The organism is Campylobacter sp. IFREMER_LSEM_CL2256, from assembly GCF_025771645.1.
Taxonomy (GTDB): Bacteria; Campylobacterota; Campylobacteria; order Campylobacterales; family Campylobacteraceae; genus Campylobacter_D.
This window is the reverse complement of the sequence record NZ_JAKMQQ010000011.1, coordinates 24,038-44,757: the sequence shown is the minus strand read 5'-3', so window position 1 is coordinate 44,757 and position 20,720 is coordinate 24,038. Positions and strand designations below refer to the sequence as shown.

18 protein-coding genes and 1 pseudogene are annotated in these 20,720 nt (G+C 29.2%); 5 read left to right on the top strand and 14 right to left on the bottom strand.

The annotated features are described in order from the left end of the window. Nucleotides 1–148: 148 nt before the first annotated feature. The 6 genes from L8U00_RS06390 to L8U00_RS06365 form a co-directional block, all read right to left on the bottom strand. The gene (locus L8U00_RS06390) at nt 149–2,257 is read right to left on the bottom strand and encodes a polyribonucleotide nucleotidyltransferase (RefSeq protein ID WP_263708931.1); all 2,109 of its coding nucleotides are present in this window, start codon (nt 2,255–2,257) and stop codon (nt 149–151) included. 113 nt (nt 2,258–2,370) lie between these two features. Further along, nucleotides 2,371–3,045: a phosphoribosyltransferase gene (locus L8U00_RS06385; protein ID WP_263708930.1), complete on the bottom strand. Its 675-nt coding sequence runs from the start codon at nt 3,043–3,045 to the stop codon at nt 2,371–2,373. Next, complete coding sequence (locus L8U00_RS06380; RefSeq protein WP_263708932.1) at nt 3,045–5,081, bottom strand: LPS-assembly protein LptD; 2,037 nt, start codon at nt 5,079–5,081, stop codon at nt 3,045–3,047. The genes L8U00_RS06385 and L8U00_RS06380 overlap by 1 nt, the downstream gene beginning before the upstream one ends. Further along, complete coding sequence (locus tag L8U00_RS06375; RefSeq protein ID WP_012661236.1) at nt 5,071–5,529, bottom strand: RDD family protein; 459 nt, start codon at nt 5,527–5,529, stop codon at nt 5,071–5,073. Before L8U00_RS06375 ends, L8U00_RS06380 begins: the two co-directional genes overlap by 11 nt. Further along, complete coding sequence (gene purD, locus L8U00_RS06370; RefSeq protein ID WP_263664186.1) at nt 5,526–6,776, bottom strand: phosphoribosylamine--glycine ligase; 1,251 nt, start codon at nt 6,774–6,776, stop codon at nt 5,526–5,528. The genes L8U00_RS06375 and purD overlap by 4 nt, the downstream gene beginning before the upstream one ends. A gap of 261 nt (nt 6,777–7,037) precedes the next feature. After that, entirely contained in the window at nt 7,038–8,477 is a 1,440-nt protein-coding gene (locus L8U00_RS06365; RefSeq protein ID WP_263708929.1) for a hypothetical protein, read from the bottom strand. 112 nt (nt 8,478–8,589) lie between these two features. Here L8U00_RS06365 and L8U00_RS06360 point away from each other — a divergent pair, with 112 nt between their 5' ends. Beyond that, nucleotides 8,590–9,141, top strand: a complete 552-nt coding sequence (locus L8U00_RS06360) for a class I SAM-dependent methyltransferase (RefSeq protein WP_263664184.1) — start codon at nt 8,590–8,592, stop codon at nt 9,139–9,141. Here the strand turns inward: L8U00_RS06360 and guaA are convergent, their stop codons facing one another. Together guaA and nhaD are read right to left on the bottom strand one after the other, a co-directional pair. Beyond that, entirely contained in the window at nt 9,142–10,677 is a 1,536-nt protein-coding gene (gene guaA, locus L8U00_RS06355) for a glutamine-hydrolyzing GMP synthase (RefSeq protein WP_263708928.1), read from the bottom strand. It lies immediately after the preceding gene. Nucleotides 10,678–10,686: 9 nt separating this feature from the next. Continuing rightward, complete coding sequence (gene nhaD / locus L8U00_RS06350) at nt 10,687–12,045, bottom strand: sodium:proton antiporter NhaD (RefSeq protein ID WP_263708927.1); 1,359 nt, start codon at nt 12,043–12,045, stop codon at nt 10,687–10,689. A gap of 134 nt (nt 12,046–12,179) precedes the next feature. On the opposite strand from nhaD, the gene L8U00_RS06345 reads away from it, so the two are divergent. The 3 genes from L8U00_RS06345 to L8U00_RS06335 are packed head-to-tail and all read left to right on the top strand — an operon-like array spanning nt 12,180 to nt 15,443. Further along, nucleotides 12,180–12,632, top strand: a complete 453-nt coding sequence (locus L8U00_RS06345) for a hypothetical protein (RefSeq protein ID WP_263664181.1) — start codon at nt 12,180–12,182, stop codon at nt 12,630–12,632. Then, nucleotides 12,625–14,418 (top strand): excinuclease ABC subunit UvrC, encoded by a 1,794-nt coding sequence (gene uvrC / locus L8U00_RS06340; RefSeq protein ID WP_263683190.1) that lies wholly within the window; start codon nt 12,625–12,627, stop codon nt 14,416–14,418. The genes L8U00_RS06345 and uvrC overlap by 8 nt, the downstream gene beginning before the upstream one ends. After that, complete coding sequence (locus L8U00_RS06335; protein ID WP_263664179.1) at nt 14,415–15,443, top strand: hypothetical protein; 1,029 nt, start codon at nt 14,415–14,417, stop codon at nt 15,441–15,443. The genes uvrC and L8U00_RS06335 overlap by 4 nt, the downstream gene beginning before the upstream one ends. On the opposite strand, the gene recR is transcribed toward L8U00_RS06335, so the two are convergent. From recR to L8U00_RS06315, 4 genes and pseudogenes are all read right to left on the bottom strand, one after another. Then, nucleotides 15,430–16,002, bottom strand: a complete 573-nt coding sequence (gene recR / locus L8U00_RS06330; RefSeq protein WP_263679595.1) for a recombination mediator RecR — start codon at nt 16,000–16,002, stop codon at nt 15,430–15,432. The two genes, L8U00_RS06335 and recR, sit on opposite strands and share 14 nt — an antisense overlap. A 1-nt stretch (nt 16,003) precedes the next feature. After that, a pseudogene (locus tag L8U00_RS06325) lies at nt 16,004–16,849 on the bottom strand (ArsS family sensor histidine kinase); the annotation flags it as partial. 38 nt (nt 16,850–16,887) lie between these two features. Further along, complete coding sequence (locus tag L8U00_RS06320) at nt 16,888–17,235, bottom strand: hypothetical protein (protein ID WP_263708926.1); 348 nt, start codon at nt 17,233–17,235, stop codon at nt 16,888–16,890. Then, nucleotides 17,232–17,903: a response regulator transcription factor gene (locus L8U00_RS06315; RefSeq protein WP_012661225.1), complete on the bottom strand. Its 672-nt coding sequence runs from the start codon at nt 17,901–17,903 to the stop codon at nt 17,232–17,234. Before L8U00_RS06315 ends, L8U00_RS06320 begins: the two co-directional genes overlap by 4 nt. A gap of 113 nt (nt 17,904–18,016) precedes the next feature. On the opposite strand from L8U00_RS06315, the gene dnaJ reads away from it, so the two are divergent. Next, nucleotides 18,017–19,138, top strand: a complete 1,122-nt coding sequence (dnaJ, locus tag L8U00_RS06310; protein WP_263708925.1) for a molecular chaperone DnaJ — start codon at nt 18,017–18,019, stop codon at nt 19,136–19,138. Here the strand turns inward: dnaJ and L8U00_RS06305 are convergent. After that, on the bottom strand, nt 19,135–19,917 hold the full coding sequence (locus tag L8U00_RS06305; protein WP_263708924.1) for a shikimate dehydrogenase: 783 nt from the start codon (nt 19,915–19,917) through the stop codon (nt 19,135–19,137). The two genes, dnaJ and L8U00_RS06305, sit on opposite strands and share 4 nt — an antisense overlap. Further along, a complete protein-coding gene (locus L8U00_RS06300) occupies nt 19,914–20,720 on the bottom strand; it encodes an SPOR domain-containing protein (protein WP_263708923.1) in 807 nt (268 codons plus the stop codon). The genes L8U00_RS06305 and L8U00_RS06300 overlap by 4 nt, the downstream gene beginning before the upstream one ends.

Sequence of the window (20,720 nt, the reverse complement as noted above, 5' to 3'; positions counted from 1 at the left end):
ATTCGAACCAACGGCCCCCTCCTTAAAAGGGAGATGCTCTACCGGCTGAGCTAACGAGACAATCAAAAAACGAAATTATGCCAAAAGAATATTCTTTTGTCAAGATATAATATAAAATTTTGAGCATATTTTTTAACATGCTCAAAATTTAGGCTAAGTCTAAAGATACTTTTCCGTTTTTGATTTCTGCAACTTTAACTTTAATTTCATGTCCCACTTCTAACTTTTCTTTAATCTTGGAATTATGCAATAAACCATCCACGCCTTCTTTAAGTTCTACAAAAACTCCAAATTCTACAACCTTTTGAACTCGTCCTAAAAATTCTTCTCCGATATCAAATTTAGGCATTTCCTTTTTGTCGCGCTTTTTGTTAGAACCTTTAGAGTGAAGTAAATTTAATATATACTCTTTACTTTGAGAAATCAAATCATGATTAATTCCTGCTATTTTAACCTCACCTTTATCTCTATCTAAGTCAATATTAACTTCAAATTTTTCAATAATTTCTTTAATGGTTTTACCACCTTGACCTATAATATCAGGAATTTTATTTGGATCTACATTAAAAATTTCAATCTTTGGCAAAATAGCTTCATTAACAACTATGTTTTGATTAGTCTCTTCCATTAATTGCAAAATGTGTTCCCTAGCTTCTTTTGCTTGATATAAAGCCTCTTTTAAAACCTGTTGCTCTATACCACCAAGTTTTATATCCATCTGCAAAGCAGTGATTCCATCATAGCTTCCTGCTACTTTAAAATCCATATCTCCATCATGATCTTCAAGCCCCATGATATCGGTTAAAATAGCATATTTTTCATCTTCAAAAACTAGCCCCATCGCCACACCTGCTACTAGTTTTTCACTTTTTACCCCTGCAGCTCTTAAAGCCAATGCACCACCACAAACAGTAGCCATAGAACTAGAACCATTGCTTTCTAAAATTTCAGAAACCAAACGAATTGTATGAACATAATCTGTATCAACACTAGGATACAAAGCTCTTTTTGCTAAATTTCCATGGCCTAACTCTCTTCTACCAGGAGCTTTTATAGGGCTAGCTTCGCCCACCGAAAAACCTGGAAAATTATAATTAACCATAAATTTTTCACAAATTGGGTTTTTTTCTGTAAGCATATCTGACATTTGCGCATCATTATCATTTCCCAAGGTAGCCACAACTAAGGCTTGGGTTTGCCCTCTAGTAAAAAGACAAGATCCATGTGCACTTGGTAAAATATTTGTTTCTATGTCTATTTTTCTAACATCCTTTAAACCTCTACCATCTGCTCTTTTATTTTCATTAATAATTTGGTTTCTAATAAGTTCTCTTTTGCATACATGTAAAGCTTTTTCAATATCTTCAAATTTCCATTCGTTTTCAATAGCTATAGATTCACTTTCAATCTCTTTTGCTATTTGTAAAATTTCACTTGCCCTTTCACTTTTTGCCATTTGATTAATAGCAATTTTGAGTTTTGTTATATAAGTATTTTTTATATAGTCAATAATTTGAATATTATCTGACTCTATTTTAAACTCAAGTTTAGAATTTTTTCTATAAGCAGCAAATGCTTTTTCATATTCATTGGAACCACGCAAGATTGCACTACTTGCAAAATCTAAAGCCTTTAAAGTATCATCTTCGCTAAGTTCATTCATACGGTGTTTATCATCTTGCTTGTTTGCCAAAGCTCTCATTTCTATCATTAAAAGCTCATCTTTAACGCCTGCTACATAAAGATCTAAAGTGCTATTTTTTAACTCACTATTGCTTGGATTTAAAACAAATTCATTATTTATACGACCTATTCTTACTCCACAAACAGGTGCTTTAATAGGGATATCACTTAAATACAAAGCAACGCTTGCAGCGTTTAAACTCATCACTTGTAAATCTACTTCAGGATCAGCAGAAAGAACCATTACAACAATTTGAGTTGGATATGCATATCCTTTTGGAAAAAGAGGTCTTAAACTTCTATCTATAATCCTAGCGCTTAATGTTTCATTGTCGCCTGGCTTAGTTTCTCTTTTTACATAACCTCCTGGAATTTTACCTGCTGCATAAGCTTTTTCTATATATTGTACTGTAAGAGGCAAAAAATCCTCTTCTACCATTTTTTCTTCTCTTGCTACAGTTGCCAAAACTACTGCATTTTTTTCTTGCATTAAAACTGCACCTGCTGCTTGTTTTGCTACTTTATCGGTATCAAATATTTCAAGGTGATTATTGATATTTATTTCATGTCGCATGATTTTCCTTTAAATTTTTATCATAGGCAAAACCAAATAAGCTTTTTAAATTTTAAAAACTAAAACTTAAAAAGCCTGTTTTTATTTTGCCTATAAATTTATATCTAAACAACTTATTGCTCAGATATAAATTTATTTTTTAAAGGTAAATAATACCTACTTTCTTCTAAAATATCTAAAATTTCGTGAGCTTGCAAAATCGTTTTATTTTTAAAATAAAACTCAATATCTACAAAATGATCAATTTTTTGCACGCAATAAACCTCATCTGCAAAAACACTAATATAATCATATACATCACTTGGCATTAAAGCGGTGGCATAAATAATACTACTAACCTCTTCTTTTAACAAACTTTTTATACATGAAGAAGCAGTAATCCCACTCTCACACCCCTCATGCAACATTAAAATATTTTTTCCTTTTAAATCTTTTAAAAGATTACCTTTTCTATAACGATATACATTCTTTAAAATTTTTTCTTCATAAGTTCTATTTGCCTCACCATAAATATAATCTAAGCTTATATCAAAAGCTTTAACTAAGGCTTCATTGTAAACTAATTCTTTTGTTTCGCTAATCATAGCTATTTGACATTCATCATTATTAGGAGCTTTGATTTGCTCTGTAAATAAAAAATCATAGGGTATTTCTAATTTTTTTGCCAATGCATCAACAAAAACTATAGATTTTAAAGAAGGAGTAATAATGATATAATCTTTTAATTTATTTAATGGAAGTAAATCATATAATCTTTCAAGCGCATCTTTTTCATCTTCAAAAAACATTATATAGACCTTTCATTTTCTTCCAGAGAAAAATCATAAGATACACCACCCAAAGGATAAAAATTAAACATAAAATACACACCACTTTGATCTTTAGCGCTAATCCCACCACTAGTAAGTTTAGGTGAAATATCCTTACGATACATCAAAGAATAATTCCAACACTTTCTTTGATAAGCATAACCTATCTCCCATTTTTCAGGATCTTTATTCAAATCAAACCACAAACCACCAAATATTTGATAGTTGGTATTTATATCATACTGAGCTTTAGTTCCTAAAAAATTATATTTTTCTTTTTCATATATTCTATAAGCATGATTTAAACTAACTTTCCACTCGCCATAATCAAATAAGGCCTCACTAAATACTTTATCAAAGCGATTATCTATCCCTGAATATTCTGCCTCATTTCTTAAACTTATATAATCATTATAAAAATATTCCACAACATTATCAAAACCACCAAAACTACCTTCTTTGGTAAAATACTTAGTCTTTAAACTATGATATAGCTTTTTTTTGCCTAAAGCACTATAAAAATACTGATACATCGAAAAATTAAACTGCTCAGGATTATCTTTTAATTCTATAAAATCTTCGGTAATTTTACCTGATTTGGCTCCAGGTATAAAATAATTAGCACCTAAATACAAGGTATGATAAAAATTTTCATAAGGTTTAGAAAGATCTGTATATAAAGAAAAATTATGTGAATTTCTAAACAAATGCTCTTGATTTTTAATATCTGTATTAGAATAATCTACAAAATTTGCATAAACTCTTTCTGTAAAGGCAAAATTTAAAAAATCATCCAAAAAACTTGTATGATAAATTAAAGGTAAATCAAAATCTAAAGTTTTAGCATAAATACCCGTATGTCTATAATATCTATGAAAAGAAGCATCTAAGCTATACTGTATATAGTTATCAAAAAAACCATTTAAATATCTATGATATTGAAAAGAAGGGTATTCTTGCATGGTATCTTTGTTGCTAATTTTAGAAGTGTCTATATAATACTTTGCATAAGCACCATAATAATTATCATCATCAGATAAGAAATAATTTATTTTTGAGGTAACCAAAGAAGCTTCAGTTTTTGCACTAGAGCTTAAGTTCATATAATCTACATCATTTAAATAAGTAGCATCAATCCATAAACCTTCTTGAAATTCATCGCTCAAAAGGCTCTTGAGTAAAGCTTCACTTGAATATTTAATCTCTAAACCATAATGTTCTTTGTTTTTTAAATTTTCTTCTTTTTTATAGCTTGATTTTTCTCCAAAAATACCACCACTAATTTCACCTTGAGAATAAGGACTATCAATAAATCTTAAAGTTGAGTATAATCCATAGCCTCTTTTTGTCCTAATTTGAGGTTCAAATTGAATATCTGCATTATCATCAATAACATAATAGATTGGTTGGTTATAATATAACCCCTCGCTTTGTTTTAAAACCACCTGAGGAATTAACAAACCACTTTTCCTTTTAGTGTCTACACTAAAGCCAAAATACGGCAAATACATCACAGGAGTATTTTTTACATACAATCTTGCATTATAAAGATGTAAAAAATTACTCTCTTTATTTAATTTTCCTTCATCAAAACGAATTTCCCAATCAGGATTTTCAACATTACAACTAGAAACAACCGACTTTTTAGTTACAACAAACTTATCATTTAAATCTGCTTGATGACATTGCAACCAAACCTCTAAATCGTTATTTGAAAAAAATAAATTTTTAAAAGCTGTTGTGTTATCTTTAAGATTAATTTTAGTATAAGTAGAATTGGCTCTTTCTTTTTGTCCTCGTAAGATATTCACATCACCAAACAATTCTAAATCTTTAGTTGTTTCATTAAATTTAGCCTCGCTTGCGGTTATTAAATATAAATCAGAAACTACAACCACATTGTTTTTTGCTTCTATGATATCATTTATTTTTACAACATCTAAAGCATAAATGTCTACCTTAGAAGCATACAAACTCCCTACACAAGCTAAAGAAAGCAATATTTTACGCAAGATCTATCACCACTGTTTTGGCTGCATAATCATGCCAAGTTTTCAAAACAATATTACTCAAAGCCCAAGCAAATCCTAAACCATACAACATATCACTAATTTGTCTTACACCTGCTCTTAGAGCGCTTTGAGTAAAATTTGGTTTATCTAGCAATTCTTGATCAATCACCATGATCTTCAAAAGCATTTTTCCTAAAGTTGCGCCATATAAATAAGTAAATAAACTATGGTATGCAAACTGTAAAATCAAAATCCCACCAGCAAAACGCATTAAAAGATTATGAATTTCTTCATAAGTTTGCATAGAATTAATTTTATCGAGCAAAATAATACTTACGATGCCCAAAATTACAAAACTATCGACAACATAAGCTAAAAATCTTTTTTTAAAACTTGCTATTTTTATTTCTTCTTTTTCTAGCTTATCAAATAATTCTTGATTGGTGCTCATTTAAGAACCTGAAAGGCAATATCTTTTCTGTATTGTTTTCCTTTAAAATGGACATTTTCACAAAGTATATAAGCGTTTTTTTGAGCTTCTTCAATGCTTTTGCCAGTTCCCACACAAACCAACACGCGACCACCGCTGGCATATAATTTATCATCTTCTAAACTCACACCAGCATAAGAAATATGAGAATTTTGTGGAATATCGCCTATCTCAATCAAAGCTTTTGGTGAGTCCTTGTAAGGATAATTTTTACTTGCACAAACCACACCCACAGCAAATTCATTTTTAATTTTTATATGAGTATTGGCAAGATTTTTATTCACACATGCTAAAAATAAATCCAAAGGATTTTCTATTAAAGGCATCAAAACCTCACATTCAGGATCACCAAAACGCACATTATACTCTAAAACATAAGGTTTATTATTTACAACCATCAAGCCTATAAACAACACTCCAACAAATTCAGCACCTTCTTCTTTCATGCCTTTAAGAGTTGGCGCCACTATATCTTTCTTCACTTGCTCTAACAAATTTTCACTTGCTAAAGTACTTGGAGCATAAGCCCCCATGCCACCCGTATTAGGCCCTTTATCATTATCTAATAATCTTTTATGATCTTGCGCTGCAGGCAACAATATAAAATCATTTCCATCGCAAACTGCAAATACGCTTAATTCAAAACCATCAAGATATTCTTCAATCACAACAATTTTTCCAGCTTCCCCAAAGCTTTCTCCACTTAGCATATTTTTAGTAGCTTCTAAAGCTTCTTCATGGCTTTGCGCAATAATCACCCCTTTACCTGCACATAAGCCATCTGCTTTTACAACAATAGGAGGTGTTAAAGACGTGATAAATTTCTTAGCTTTTTCATAATCGGTTGTGTTTAAAAATTTAGCTGTTTTGATTTTATATTTTTTTAAAAAACTCTTCATAAAAGATTTTGAAGCTTCCAACATAGCAGCAGCTTTAGTAGGCCCAAAAATAGCAATATTGTTTTCTTTAAAAAGATCTACTATACCCTCTGCTAAAAAATTCTCACTCCCAACTATGCAAAGATCAATCTCAGATGCTTTTGCATAAGCTGTTATAACTTTAGGATCTTTCATATTAAGATTTGTTCCTATTTTAGCAGTAGCACCATTTCCTGGAGCAAAATAAAATTCTAAATTATCATTTGTTTTTTGAAGAGCCAAAGCGATAGAATACTCCCTAGCACCGCTTCCTAGTATTAAAATTTTCATTATTTTCCTTAAAAATATTACAAAAACCCAAATGGCCGGAGTATAAGTGTCTAACCCTCAAAAAGTCAAAGTATGCCATTAGGTGATTTTTAAAGGCTGCAGCTTCTCGCTTTTTTCAAAACTCAAACGAAGTCACAGAACACGGTAAATCACACATCACAGCTTATAATTAATGTGTTGGATCCTCTTTAATACCATATCGAACCATTTAGGCAGTATAATTATAACTAACAAAACTTAAAAATAGCGTTTAAAAGGTTTTTATAAAATCTTAAATTTTGTCTTAGAATCTTTCTTTAAAAAATATTTTCCTTCCAAAATAACATCAGCAACAGGCGCCCATATAGTCTTTTCATCGACATAAACTATATCAAATTCAGTATTTTTCATTAACCCTTGGTAATTTACTTTCTTAGGTGCATGCTTAACTACATAATAAGGATTCATTGCAAAAATTTGAATCTTCATATTAACATATAAATCAGGATTAGAAGTTACAACTAGGAAATTCTTTTCACATTCTTTTTTTACTTTCTTTACATATGAAAATAACAATTGATCATTTGGGTTTAAAGCATGTTTGTTTAGTCTGTTTAAATAAAGCTCAGCAAAAGAAAGCGTACAAAAAGAAATTTCACTTGCTGTTTTAAAATAAGAGTTTTTAATGCTTGTTGATTTTAAAGATTTTTTCCAAATTTCTATGTCTAGTTTTGTTGCACATATATTTAAATCCTGCTTAATCTTTTCAAAAAGCTTTTCTCTTGCCATATTAAAACTATTACTAAAAATAGTAAAATTTTTTTCATAAAAAGATTTTTTTATCAACTCTAGTCTTTCTACACTTTTAGTAAAATAATCAGCTTCATTTTTTAATTCTATTAGTTTTTGTTTTTTACCTTGTATCATTTCTTCTAATTCTTGGTGTTTTTTTCCGCCTTCTGCTTCTAATCTTGCTTGCTTTGATTTTATATCTGTTATTAAAGTGCTCATTTGACGATCAAGTGCTAATTTTCTATTTTTTCTATTATCGATCGAAGCTAAAAGCGCTTGGTAATGACACTGATGAGATAAAAAAACCTCTTCATATAAGCGTTCCATATTGATATGCTTTTGCTTGTCTTTCATATCTTTATATGACATTTCAAGGTGCACTATGATATTTTTCATTGCAGAAAAATCAGCTTGATTGATAGTATTATCCGAAAATAATAAAGTATCTAAAGCCTTATATAAAAAACGCTTCATAGCAAAAAAATCAATAATATATGGTACCTCATCTGTGTTAATGTCTTTTACTGCATTAATTGACAAGGTTTCATTATAAAAATATCTTTGAATGGCTTGTGGGATAGTTAAATTTAATGTGATTTTATCAAGATTATCATAATCTGTTTCTCTATAAAGTTCTTGAACATAAGCATCGCGTCTTGTCAATCTTAAATCTTCTAATTCATCATCGCTATCTGTTTTCCAGAAATCTCTTTCTTTGATAAAATCACCATCTGTAAATTCTTGAAATTTAGAAGGACGTAAATCGGTAATATGCTTTCCATCGGATCTAAATTCAACAAACATACCAACCGTTGGCATACTTCTTTTATCATGCCATGCGTGTTTATTAAATTCAAAAAATGTTTTTGCTAGATTGATTACTGTTCCTCTTCCAGTAGCATCCACATAAACCATTATTTTTCCGTGCATATCCAAATCCTTGATTTAAAGAAAAATTCAATTCTTATTTTAACTTTGTTTTCATAAATTTACAATTATATTTTAAAATTTCACAAAATAAACGTCTTTAGGTATTTTATTTATGTTTTTATATCAATATTTTAAAAACCCAAAACAAACAGGTGCGTTTTGCGCAAGCTCTAAAAAATTAAGTAAACTCATAACTTCTCATGTCCAACATGCAAAAAATATCGTTGAAATAGGGCCTGGTACAGGAAGTTTTACAAAGTATATCCTCAAACAAAAAAGCCATAATGCAAGTTTTTTTGCCGTAGAAATCAATCCTCAAATGGCAAAAAAATTAAAGCAAAAGATAAAAAATATAGATATAGAAGTCAACTCAGCAGAATTTTTACCAAATATGTTAGAAAAAAGAGCGATCAATAGTGTAGATTTAATTATCTCAGGAATTCCTTGGGCTTTATTAAATTCCAAAGAACAAGATTTATTGCTAAAATCCATTCATGATGCTTTAGAGGAAAATGGTTGTTTTGCAACATTTGCTTATATACTCCCAACACCAAAAGGGAGAGCTTTTAAGAAAAAACTTTTTGCCACTTTTAGCAAGGTAGAAATTTCACCTATCATTTGGCAAAATCTTCCCCCTGCTTTTGTTTATTTTTGCACTAAATGATCATTCCCATTCAATCGTTGCTGGTGGCTTGCTAGAAATATCATACACTACGCGATTGATTCCTTCTACTTCATTAATAATACGGCGTGAAATATTTTCTAATAATTCATAAGGTAAATGAGAAAAAGTTGCAGTCATACCATCGCTTGCATTAACAACACGCACGCAAACTGCATTATCATAAGTTCTATTATCACCCATTACACCAACACTTTGCACATTTAAAAGCACACAAAAAGCTTGCCATGTCTTATCATACCAGCCACTGCTTTTTAATTCTTCAATCAAAATAACATCTGCTTTTCTTAAAAGCTCCAAACTAGGCTCATTTACCTCACCCATTATACGTATAGCAAGGCCTGGCCCTGGGAAAGGGTGACGATAAACTACATCTTTACTTAAGCCAAGCTCCATTCCCAAAGCTCTTACCTCATCTTTAAAAATTTCCTTTAATGGCTCGATGAGTTTTAAATTCATCTTTTCAGGTAAACCACCCACATTATGATGAGATTTTATAGTCTTACTAGCTCCTACAACCGAACTTTCAATAATATCAGTATACAAAGTCCCTTGTGCTAGATATTTTACATCTTTATGTTTTTTAGCTTCTTCTTCAAAAACTTCTATGAAAGTATTTCCTATGATTTTTCTCTTTTGTTCAGGATCTCTTACCCCTGCTAAACGACTTAAGAAAATCTCTCTAGCATCAATACTGATTAAATCAATGCCTAAGGTGTGTCTAAACATATACTCAACTTGTTCTCTTTCACCACTTCTTAAAAGACCATTATCAACAAAAACAACTACTACTTGATCTTTTATCGCACTTGCCAACAATGCAGCCACCACGCTACTATCAACTCCGCCACTTACTGCACAAAGTACTTTATCATTTCCTACTTCTTCTTTGATTTTTTGCGCTTGAGTTTTTGCAAAAGATCCCATATTCCATACACTATCACAATTACATGCATACTTAGCAAAATTTTTCAAGATGCTTTTTCCAAATTCACTATGTTGCACTTCAGGGTGAAATTGTAAAGCAAAAAATTTACGCTTCTCATCTCCAAATACACAAAATGGACTATTTTCGCTAGTCGCTAAAACCTCAAAACCTTGTGGCAAATTCTCAACCTTATCAGAATGGCTCATCCATACCGTTTGCTTTTTAGGTAAATTTTTAAACAAATCACTATCATTTTGAATATCTATAGTTGCTTTACCATATTCTTTATGGCCTGCTGGGGCAACATTTGCTCCAAAATGATGTGCCATAAGTTGCATACCATAGCATATTCCTAAAACTGGTATATTTAAATCAAAAATACCCTTATCACAAAAATAAGCATCATTTGCATATACACTAGCTGGCCCACCACTTAAAATAATACCCTTAGGCTCTTTAGCTTTGATCTCATCTAAACTTACATTAAAAGGTAAAATTTCTGCATACACACCTTGTTCTCTTAATCTTCTAGCAATGAGTTGTGTGTATTGTGAACCAAAGTCCAAAACTAAAATATCTGCTTTTTTCATCTAACTCCTTTACAAATTTAACAATTGAAATTGTACATACCAAACTATAATAGATATTATATAACCAACCAAAATCGTCCATGCATATTTTAAATGAGCATTAAAAGTATAAATTCCCTTCATTTTGCCCATCACTCCTACTCCAGCAGCTGAACCAAAGCTGATCAAAGACCCCCCTATTCCTGCTGTAAGAGTTACTAAAAGCCATTGAGTATCATCCATGCTTGGATTTGCCTTTAATACCGCACTCATAACCGGAACATTATCTACAATAGCAGATAAAAATCCTACTCCTATATTAATACTAGTAGCTCCAAATTTTGCATAAAGATCAGAAGCATAAGCAAGCCAACCAACAAAATGCAAGGCGCCCACAGCAGATAAAATACCAAAGAAAAATAATAAAGTGTCCATCTCAATACGCGTCATATAATGAAAAATATTTAAATCTTTTTTACCTTGTTTTCTGTTGAAAAAATACATATACAAACTAAGCAATGAAAGGCCAAAAATCATACCCCACATTGCAGGTAAATCACAAATACTATGAATAAATACCGCCAAAGCTATAGTTAAAAAACCAAGCGCAATAAAAACTTTACCACCTGGTTTAATCTCGACTTTTTCTAAATTATCTTTGTGAAAATTCGGCTTAATATTAGGCACATAACGTGATAACAAATAAGCAGTAAGCAACCAACCAATAAAAGAAGCAGGGAAAAGAGCAAAAAATTCAAAAAACGTGGCTTTTTTTGCTGTCCAAACCATCAAAGTAGTAATATCACCAAAAGGCGACCAAGCTCCACCAGCATTAGCTGCTACTACAATATTTATAGCACCTGGAATTAAAAATTCTTTATTATCTTTATCTATGGTTAAAAGCACAGTAGATAAAATCAAAGCAGTTGTAAGATTATCTGCAATTGGAGAGATAAAAAAAGCTAAAATACCTGTTAGCCAAAATAATTTTCTATAAGTATAACCCTTGCTTACAAGTTTGTATTTTAAAGTTTCAAAAACCGATCTTTCTATCAAGGCTTCTATAAAAGTCATAGCAGCTATTAAGAAAAACACAATTTGCGCAATTTCTAAAATAAGATGATTTACACTTTCTTCAAGTATTTGTGTGTCTAAATCATTCATTACCATATATATACCAATGATAATAAAAGAAAAAGTTCCTATAAATAAAGCAGGCTTAGTTTTATTGATATGATATTTCTCTTCTGCTGCGATAAAATAATAACCTAATATAAAAATTATTAAAATACCTATACCTAAAGCACTAAAAGCTAAATTTAGCTCATGTGTTTGACTAGCTAACAAAAAACTAACACCAAAACAAAGTAAAAAAAGTATTTTATTCATATTTCACTCTCCAAAGATTGGAATTTTTTTATTTCCTTTACACTGCCATTATTATCTTTTATCTCATAAAATGGAGCATCCTTATAGCCACATGCATTTAGAAATATTAATAAAAAAAATGTTAAAATAATTAAATGAAAATTAAAACGAGTCATTACATCATCAACGAGCTTGCTGATTTTAAACATTATAAACCTTTAAAAATATTTTTTCAATATAAAGAGTTTTTAAATTTATTTAATCACAATCACCAACAAATGATTACTAAACTCTTTATAAAAAATAATACTTTGATTATTTTAGTTAAGCACCACATTGCATATATGGAATTAAATCACGATAATACCAAAAAAATGATTAAAAGTCTCATAAAAAACTATACTTTAGCTAGGCCAATGAGTAATTTTGCAAAGGTAGAAAACATAAAAATACTCAGTGATCAAAACTTTATTTCTAAAAACAAAACTTTTAATGAACATAAAAAAGCTCACTTAGAGCTTTCTAATGGAAATTTTAAAAATCATTTTGAAAATCCTATTTTACATAACAAATTTGAAGAACTGCGAAAGCTTATAAAAAATGCTTGAAAATGAACTCAAAACCTTACCAAATTTACCTGGTGTATATCAATACTTTGATATTCAAGGTAAGCTTTTATATGTAGGTAAAGCCAAGAATTTAAAAAACCGCGTTAGAAGTTATTTTAACTTCACTCCAAATCTTTGCCCAAATCCTAATAATAGCTTAAGAATTCAAAAAATGATTAGCCAAACACATCATTTAGAATTTATCACTACAAAAAGTGAGGCTGATGCTTTAATATTAGAAAATTCTTTCATAAAACAACTTCATCCAAAATATAATATATTATTAAGAGATGATAAAACCTACCCTTATATTTATATAGATTTAAATGAAGATTTTCCAAGATTTGAAATTACAAGAAAAATTATCAAAAAAAACAAAATAAAATATTTTGGTCCATTTTTTAAAGGAGCAAAAGAGCTTTTAAATGCTTTGTATTTATCATTTGAACTAAGACAAAAAAAATCTTGTAAGGAGCTTTGCCTTTTTTATCAAATCAAGCGTTGCAAAGGTCCATGTGAGCAAAAAATTTCTAAACAAGAATATGAAAAAATTATCCAAAAGGCAACTCAAGCTCTTTTAAATCCCTTATCTTTGACAAAAAATTTAGAAAATAAAATGTTTGAATATGCAAAAAATGAAAACTATGAAGAAGCAGCTACTATAAGGGATCAAATCAAAACAATAGAAGATTTAAGTGTAAAAATACAAATAGACCTTGCAAAATTAGAAGATTTTGATGTTTTTGCCATACACAATGAAGCAAATATACTCTCTATGGTGCGTTTTGTTATAAATAATGGCAGGATAATCAGCTCAAACCATAAAGTACTAACTCTAAATCATCAAGATGAATTTGACCTAAATGCAATATATAAACAATACATATTAGAAAATTATACCCAAGATAGTCCAGTAAATTCAACCCGAATCTATACGCATGAAGAATTTGAAGACATGAACCTTTTGCAAAATTTACTTAGTGAAAGGTTTTCTAAAAAATTTCATCTTAAAACTCCAAAACTTGGCGAAAAAAAAGCCTTATGTGAACTTGCACTAGAAAATGCAAAAATAAACATACAAAAGCACTTAAAAAGCGATAATTATTTATTTTTAAAAGAATTAAAAGATTTTTTTAACCTACAAAATTATCCTAATTATATAGAAATTTTTGATAATTCTCATATGCAAGGTGAAGCGAATGTCGGTGCTTTGGTGGCTTATAAAGATGGACAATTTGACAAAAGTTCTTATAGACACTACCATTTATCCTATAAAAATGATTATGATCAAATGCTTCAAACTCTTAGCAAAAGAGCTTTGTCATTTGACAAAAATCCCCCACCTGATTTATGGTTAATTGATGGAGGAGATGCTTTATTAAAGCTAGCCAATGATATCATAAAAAGCTCTGGGGCAAATGTAGATATTTTAGCAATTTCCAAAGAGAAAATAGATGCGAAAGCTTACAGGGCAAAAGGAAGTGCGAAAGATAAAATTTATACTCAAGAAGGCAAAATTCAACTTTCTACTGATGATAAAAAATTACAATTTTTGCAAAAATTACGTGATGAGGCACATCGCTTTGCAATTAGTTTTCATCAAAAAACAAAAAGAAAGCAAGATTTGCAAAGTTCTAGATTAATACAACTTGGAATTTCTCAAGGATATATTAAAAAATTTTTAGATTATTATGGTAGTTTTGATGAGATTAGCAAAGCTAGTTTTGATGAATTAAAATCACTTTCCAATGCAAAAATAGCTAAATTAATCAAGGAAAATTTATGATATTATTTATTAGTGTTTTGACTTTAATTTTATGTTTTTTAAATTATTATTTTTTATATCCTATGGATCAAAAATTATTCTTCATTTATACTTTTATAAGCATTTTGATTTTTATTATTGCCTGTATTTATATAATCTCAAAAAATCATAAAATCAAAAAAGACAAGACCTTGATTCAAGAGATAGAAAAATATTTTTCCTTACCAAAATCAAACTCTTTAGAAGAATTAAAAGAAAATTTAAAATTATCGTTTGATTTAATGGGTAAAAAACTGCATGAGCAAAAAAAGGAAAACCTACATCTAGAACAAAATTATCAATATCTTGCCCACGGCTTGAGCTATCTATATCTAGATAATTCTGCTTATATATTAAAACCTTTTATCAATGATTATAAACCTAACTTAGAACATAGACACTTTAAAAACATACATGCAGGTATTATCAATAATAACAAAAATGAAAATTTTCTATTGCAGTCTATTTTGCTTAAAATGGGTATTAGTAGTGAAATTTTATACAAACATAACCAAAAAGATGATAAAAATTATTCTTTTATCATTTCAAAGGAAAAAATAGATGATGTTTTAAATTTCACTTTTGAAGAAATTCATATTGAGGAGATTGTTGATTTTTTAAATACTCATTTTACACAAGAGTGTTACATTACAAGAGATTGTTATAATGTTTTAATTTTTAAATCTTCTTACTTTGAAAATGATCTTATTTTAAACATAACTAATCAATTTTGTTCACATAATCAAACCATAGATAATTTAAGTGACTTTAAAAAGGCATTACAATTTAGATTTAAATTAATTTTAGTAGACTATGAGGTTATAAAATTTGATCTAATGCATATTAGTCAAATTTTGCAAGAGTACAAGATAAAAAATCCACAAATTGTAATTTTGCTTTTTTCTAAAAACAGAGTTAAAGATTGTAATTTTGCAAATTTAATCTTAAATGATATTAATAAAAGTGAATGGCTAGCATTGTTAAAACAATATATCAATCAAGTTTAGTTCTATGATTTATAGCTTTATGCAAAGATATAAAATCAACATTTTCCAAACTAACACCACTTGGAATACCTTGAGCTATTTGAGAAAAACTCAAATTTAAATCTTTTAATTTTTCTTCTATAAAAAAAACAATGGCATCAGAATTTAAGCCTTGTGTGAAAGCAAAAAATATTTCTGTGGTTTTATTATGCTCAATCATGCTTCTTAATTTTATAATATTTTCTTCACTTGTATCATCAAGTACAAAATAAAGCCCATCATAACTTCCACTATCTTCTAAAACCAAAACATCTTTAGAATCTTGAACTATACAAATAATGCTATGATTTCTTTCTATATTAGAACAAACTTCGCATAATTCATTTTCACTTAAAGCACCACATTGTGTGCATTTTTTTATCATTCTAATTGATTCTTCAATATGATAAGCAAGCTTAGAACCTAATAAAGGATCTTTTATGCAAACATGATATGCAAGCCTCAAAGCAGACTTTTTCCCTATAGTAGGCAAAGCGGAAAAGGCAGATACTAGCTCGTTAAATTTTTCCAAACCTTTCAAATTATTTTAACCTTGAAAAAACAATTTTAAAAGTATGATAGCCATCTTCATAGCTATAGGTTAAATTATAACCGTGAAGATTGCAAATATTATTAATAATATAAAGTCCTAGTCCCATTCCCTCTACTTGGGTATTTTGTTCTCTCACAAAAGGTTTTAAATAATAATCAAAAGTTTTTTTAAGCTGCATCCCTTTATTTCTAACAATTATATAATCCCCAGAGCATATAATCTCACACGCTTTATCATCTGAATACTTAATAGCATTATCAATTAAATTTTTAAGCATTAAAGAAAAGAGTTCTAGATCAGCAATTATCATAGTATCTTCTTTATAGGATATTTTTACTTTTTGATAAAAATCATCCCTCATTAAATAATCTTCAGCTTGCTCTAAAATCAAACTCAAATGATAGGTTTGCAAATTAAGTTGACAATTTCTTGATAAGACTTTTTCAATTTTTCCAAATTCATCAATCAACAATTCAAGTCTTTCAAAAATCGCTACTAGACGATCTTTTTGCTTTTGGTTATCTAACATTTCACAAACTATTCTACCTTTGCCAATAGGTGTTTTAAGCTCATGCATAATCATTCTTAAAAAAAACTGTCTTGATTTTACAAGCTCTTGAATTTTATTGATAGCATGGTCAAATTCAAAAGATATTTCTGAAATTTCATCATTAATCTGAGAGTATTCGGATAAAGGTTCAATTTTACCTGCACTAATATTTTTAATTTTCTTTTTTAGAATTTTTAAAGGCATTAAAGATCTTAATACTGAAAAATATAAAAATATAATCAAAATCAAACTAAAAAAGAAACTTAGTAAAAATAAATATTCTAAACGCGTAGAAGCATTTAATTCATAAAGATGTTTTGTATTTAACTTTCTACATAGAAAAAAATTTGATTATGGTAAATAATAGAAGAAAAACTTCCATATAAAGAATTAATCCTAAATACCTTTTCACCTTTTGCAATGATATGTTTTGCACTGCGATCATTTTCAACTAATTTAAAAGATTTAGAAAGAAGATACTCATGTATTGAAAAATCTTCTTTTCTTTCTAGGTTGTATATTATTTTTTCTACAATTTCTTTTTGCCTTCCTTGTTCGTTAGTTAAATAAGAATCAATCTGAACCTTTCCTAAAAGCACAAACAAGGCACAAACAAATAAAAAAGCTGTTGCAAAAAGAACGGTGATTTTAAGATTAATAGTTACTTTCATCCTATTAATTTATATCCTATTCCTCTAACTGAAAAAATATGTTTTGGCGCTTTTGAGCTATCACCAATTTTAGTTCTAAGTCTACCAATAATAACATCTAAGCTTTTAGAGTCTTTATCTTTTAAGCTTTTACAGTGATACACAAGTTGTTCTCTGCTAACCGAAAAACCATGTTGTCTTATCATATAGCTTAAAATTTCATACTCAGCAGGAGTTAAAACCAAAACCTCATCATTGTAACTTATCTCATGTCTTTTTTCATCAATTTTAAATGCCGAATTGATTATTTTCTCGGGAGTTTCATTGGTTCGTTTAGAACGACGAATCAAACTCATAATTCTTGCGTGCATTTCTTTTGGATCATATGGTTTTGGCAGGTAGTCATCTGCACCTATTTGAAGTCCTACAATTTTATCACTCAAATCACTTCTAGCTGAAGAAATAATAATAGGAATACTATATTTTTCTCTTATTTCACGACAAACTTCAAGACCATCAAGCCCAGGTAAAGTTAAATCAAGAATTAAACAATCATAGTTTTTTATACCAGCACTCATTCCCAAATATGGATCTTCATAATTAGTAACTTTTATATTAAACTGGGCCAAATATTCTGCCAAAAACTCTGCAAAATCTGGATCATCTTCGATCATTAAAACATTAATCATCTCTACCCCTTTAGTGAAAATATGTTACGAACTTAACATTATAACACATAATTTAACTATTCATTTATTTTTTTGCTAAAATTACAATATTAATTTTTCAAGAGAGGAAAAAAGTGGAACTTAATTATTATGAAATACTAGAAATTTCCCGAACTTCAGATAAAGAAACCATAAAAAAAGCATACAGAAAGATGGCTTTAAAATATCATCCTGATAGAAATCAAGGAGACAAAGAAGCAGAAGAGAAATTTAAGCTTGTAAATGAAGCTTATGAGGTGCTTAGCAATGATGAAAAAAGAAGTATATATGATAGATACGGAAAAGAAGGGCTTAAAGGTCAAGCCGGTGGTTTTGGTGGTTTTGGAGATGTTGATTTAGGAGATATATTTTCAAGCTTTTTTGGAGATGGATTTGGTTTTGGCAGCTCAACACGTAAAAAAGAAAAAGGAAATAAATATCCTCAAGATTTAAAAATAACGACAAAAATTAGCTTTAAAGAAGCTGTTTTTGGCTGTAAAAAAAAGATCGATTTTACCTATAAAAGTTTTTGTAAATCATGTAAAGGAAGTGGTTCAGAAAATGGAAAATTAGATACTTGTCCTCATTGCGGAGGAAAAGGGCAAGTTGGTGTTAGACAAGGTTTTATGACCTTTGTGCAAACTTGTGATCATTGCAAAGGTAGCGGTCAGATTATAAAAGATAAATGCAAAACATGTCATGGTAATGGCTATGAAGAAATAAAAGATCATATAGAGCTTGATATACCAGAAGGTATAGATAGTGGCATGAGTCTTAGAGTACAAAACAAAGCTAATGAGCTTCCAAATTCTTCTCAAAGAGGTGATTTGTATATCAAAATCATCGTAGAAGATGATGATAAATTTATCAGACATGATGATGATATCTATACCATAGTACCTGTATTTTTTACCCAAGCTGCTCTAGGAAAGACTATTAAAGTTTCTACCATAAGGGGAGAGGCTGATCTTAAACTTCCAGTAGGTGCAAAAGATAAACAAAAATTTGAATTAGCTAATGAAGGTGTTAAAAATATTCATAATGGAAAATTAGGCTCACATATTGTACAAATTGAAATAAAATTTCCAAAAACACTTACTGATGAACAAAAAAATCTACTATTACAACTTGAAAAAAGCTTTGGCTTAGCAGATGAAGAAGCTTTTATAGAACAAGAAAGCTTGTTTGATAAAATCAAATCTTGGTTTAGTCACTAAGGAAGTTTTAAAGCCATCTCCATGGCTTTATAAATTTCTTCTATTTTTTGACACTCTAAAAATAACTCGAAAGCAAAAACACCTTGCCATAAAAGCATTTGTGTACCATCTTTTATTTTTAAGCCATTTTCTCTTGCCAATTTTAAAAAAGCTGTATTTTTACCATAAATCACATCAAATGCATATTTGGCATTTAGAAAAAAACCTTTTAAAATCTCTTCTTGACAAGGTAATTTTTCATCATTTAAACCTGCACTAGTTGTATTAATAATCAAATCAAATTTTTTACTTAAATCAAGTTGGGCATATAAAAAACATGGGTAATCGGTTAAATTTTCAAATCTAGCACTAGAGCGATTTGCTATTGTAACTTCAATTTTTATAGATTTTAAAGCATAAGCTAAAGCTTTAGCTGTACCCCCAGCACCCAAAATCAAAGCATTTTTGATAAAAGAAAAATCCTCAATTGCTTTTAAAAATCCTAGATAATCTGTATTATAAGCATAAATTTTATTATCTTTATTTAATAAAGTATTAGCAGAGCCTATATGTATAACACTTTCATCTTTAAAATCAGCTATTTTACAAGCTGCTTCTTTAAAAGGTATGGTGATATTAGCACCATCTAACTTTTGAATAATCTCTTTTAGTTTTGCTTTATCTTTTAGATGATATCTTGTATAAACTGCGTCTTCTTTGAGTGTTTGCAAGGCATTATTATGCATTCTTGGAGATTTAGAATGCATAATAGGATCACCTATAACTGCAAAAGTTTTCATTTTACTCTAAATGTAAAAGCACCTTTTGCAATTTTAGAACGTACTTTTTCTAATTCGGTCTTTAATTCACTCTCTTTATAAGGTCCAACTAAAACTTTCGTTAGCTCTTTGCCATTTACTGTTGTTTTATAAATTTTATAATCATATCCATTTTCTTTAAGTATATTTAATTCTTTTGATTTAGGATCTAAACTATTTAAAGAAAAAACTTGAATATAAGCACCTGAAGGAAGTTGTGTTTGAACATTTGGTGTTTTGATACTTTCAAATAATTCATTTGTATTGCTTTGCTCTGGAGCTTTTTGTTGCTCAACTATATTATTTTTTGGTTTTTCAGAAGGTTTTTGAGTTGGTTTTTCTATAGATTTTTCTATAGGTTTAATCTCTTCTTGTTTTTCTTCCACCTTAGCTGGCTCTTCTTTTGGCTTTATTGTAGTAATTTGATCTAAAACACTATTACTTGGAACTTCTTGCTTTTCTTCTATGGTAGTATTTGTATCATTCAAAGAACTCTCTTCTTTTAATTTTCTAGCTAAAGCTTCAAATTCATCCTCTTCTTTAGCACTATCTGTAATAGGCAAAGAATTAAAATTATTTTCATAAGCAGCTTGCTCTTGTGGTTCTGATGGCATTTGTAATGTTTTTTCTTCACCTGGGTCATTAATTAGCTTCATTACTATCATAACAACTAAAAATACAATGATTAAAATAATCGATCTAAGTAAAATTTTTTTAAGTTTTTCGCTTTTATTGCTTTTTTGCAAAATTATATCATCAAATTCGTTTTTATTGTTTTCTTCCAT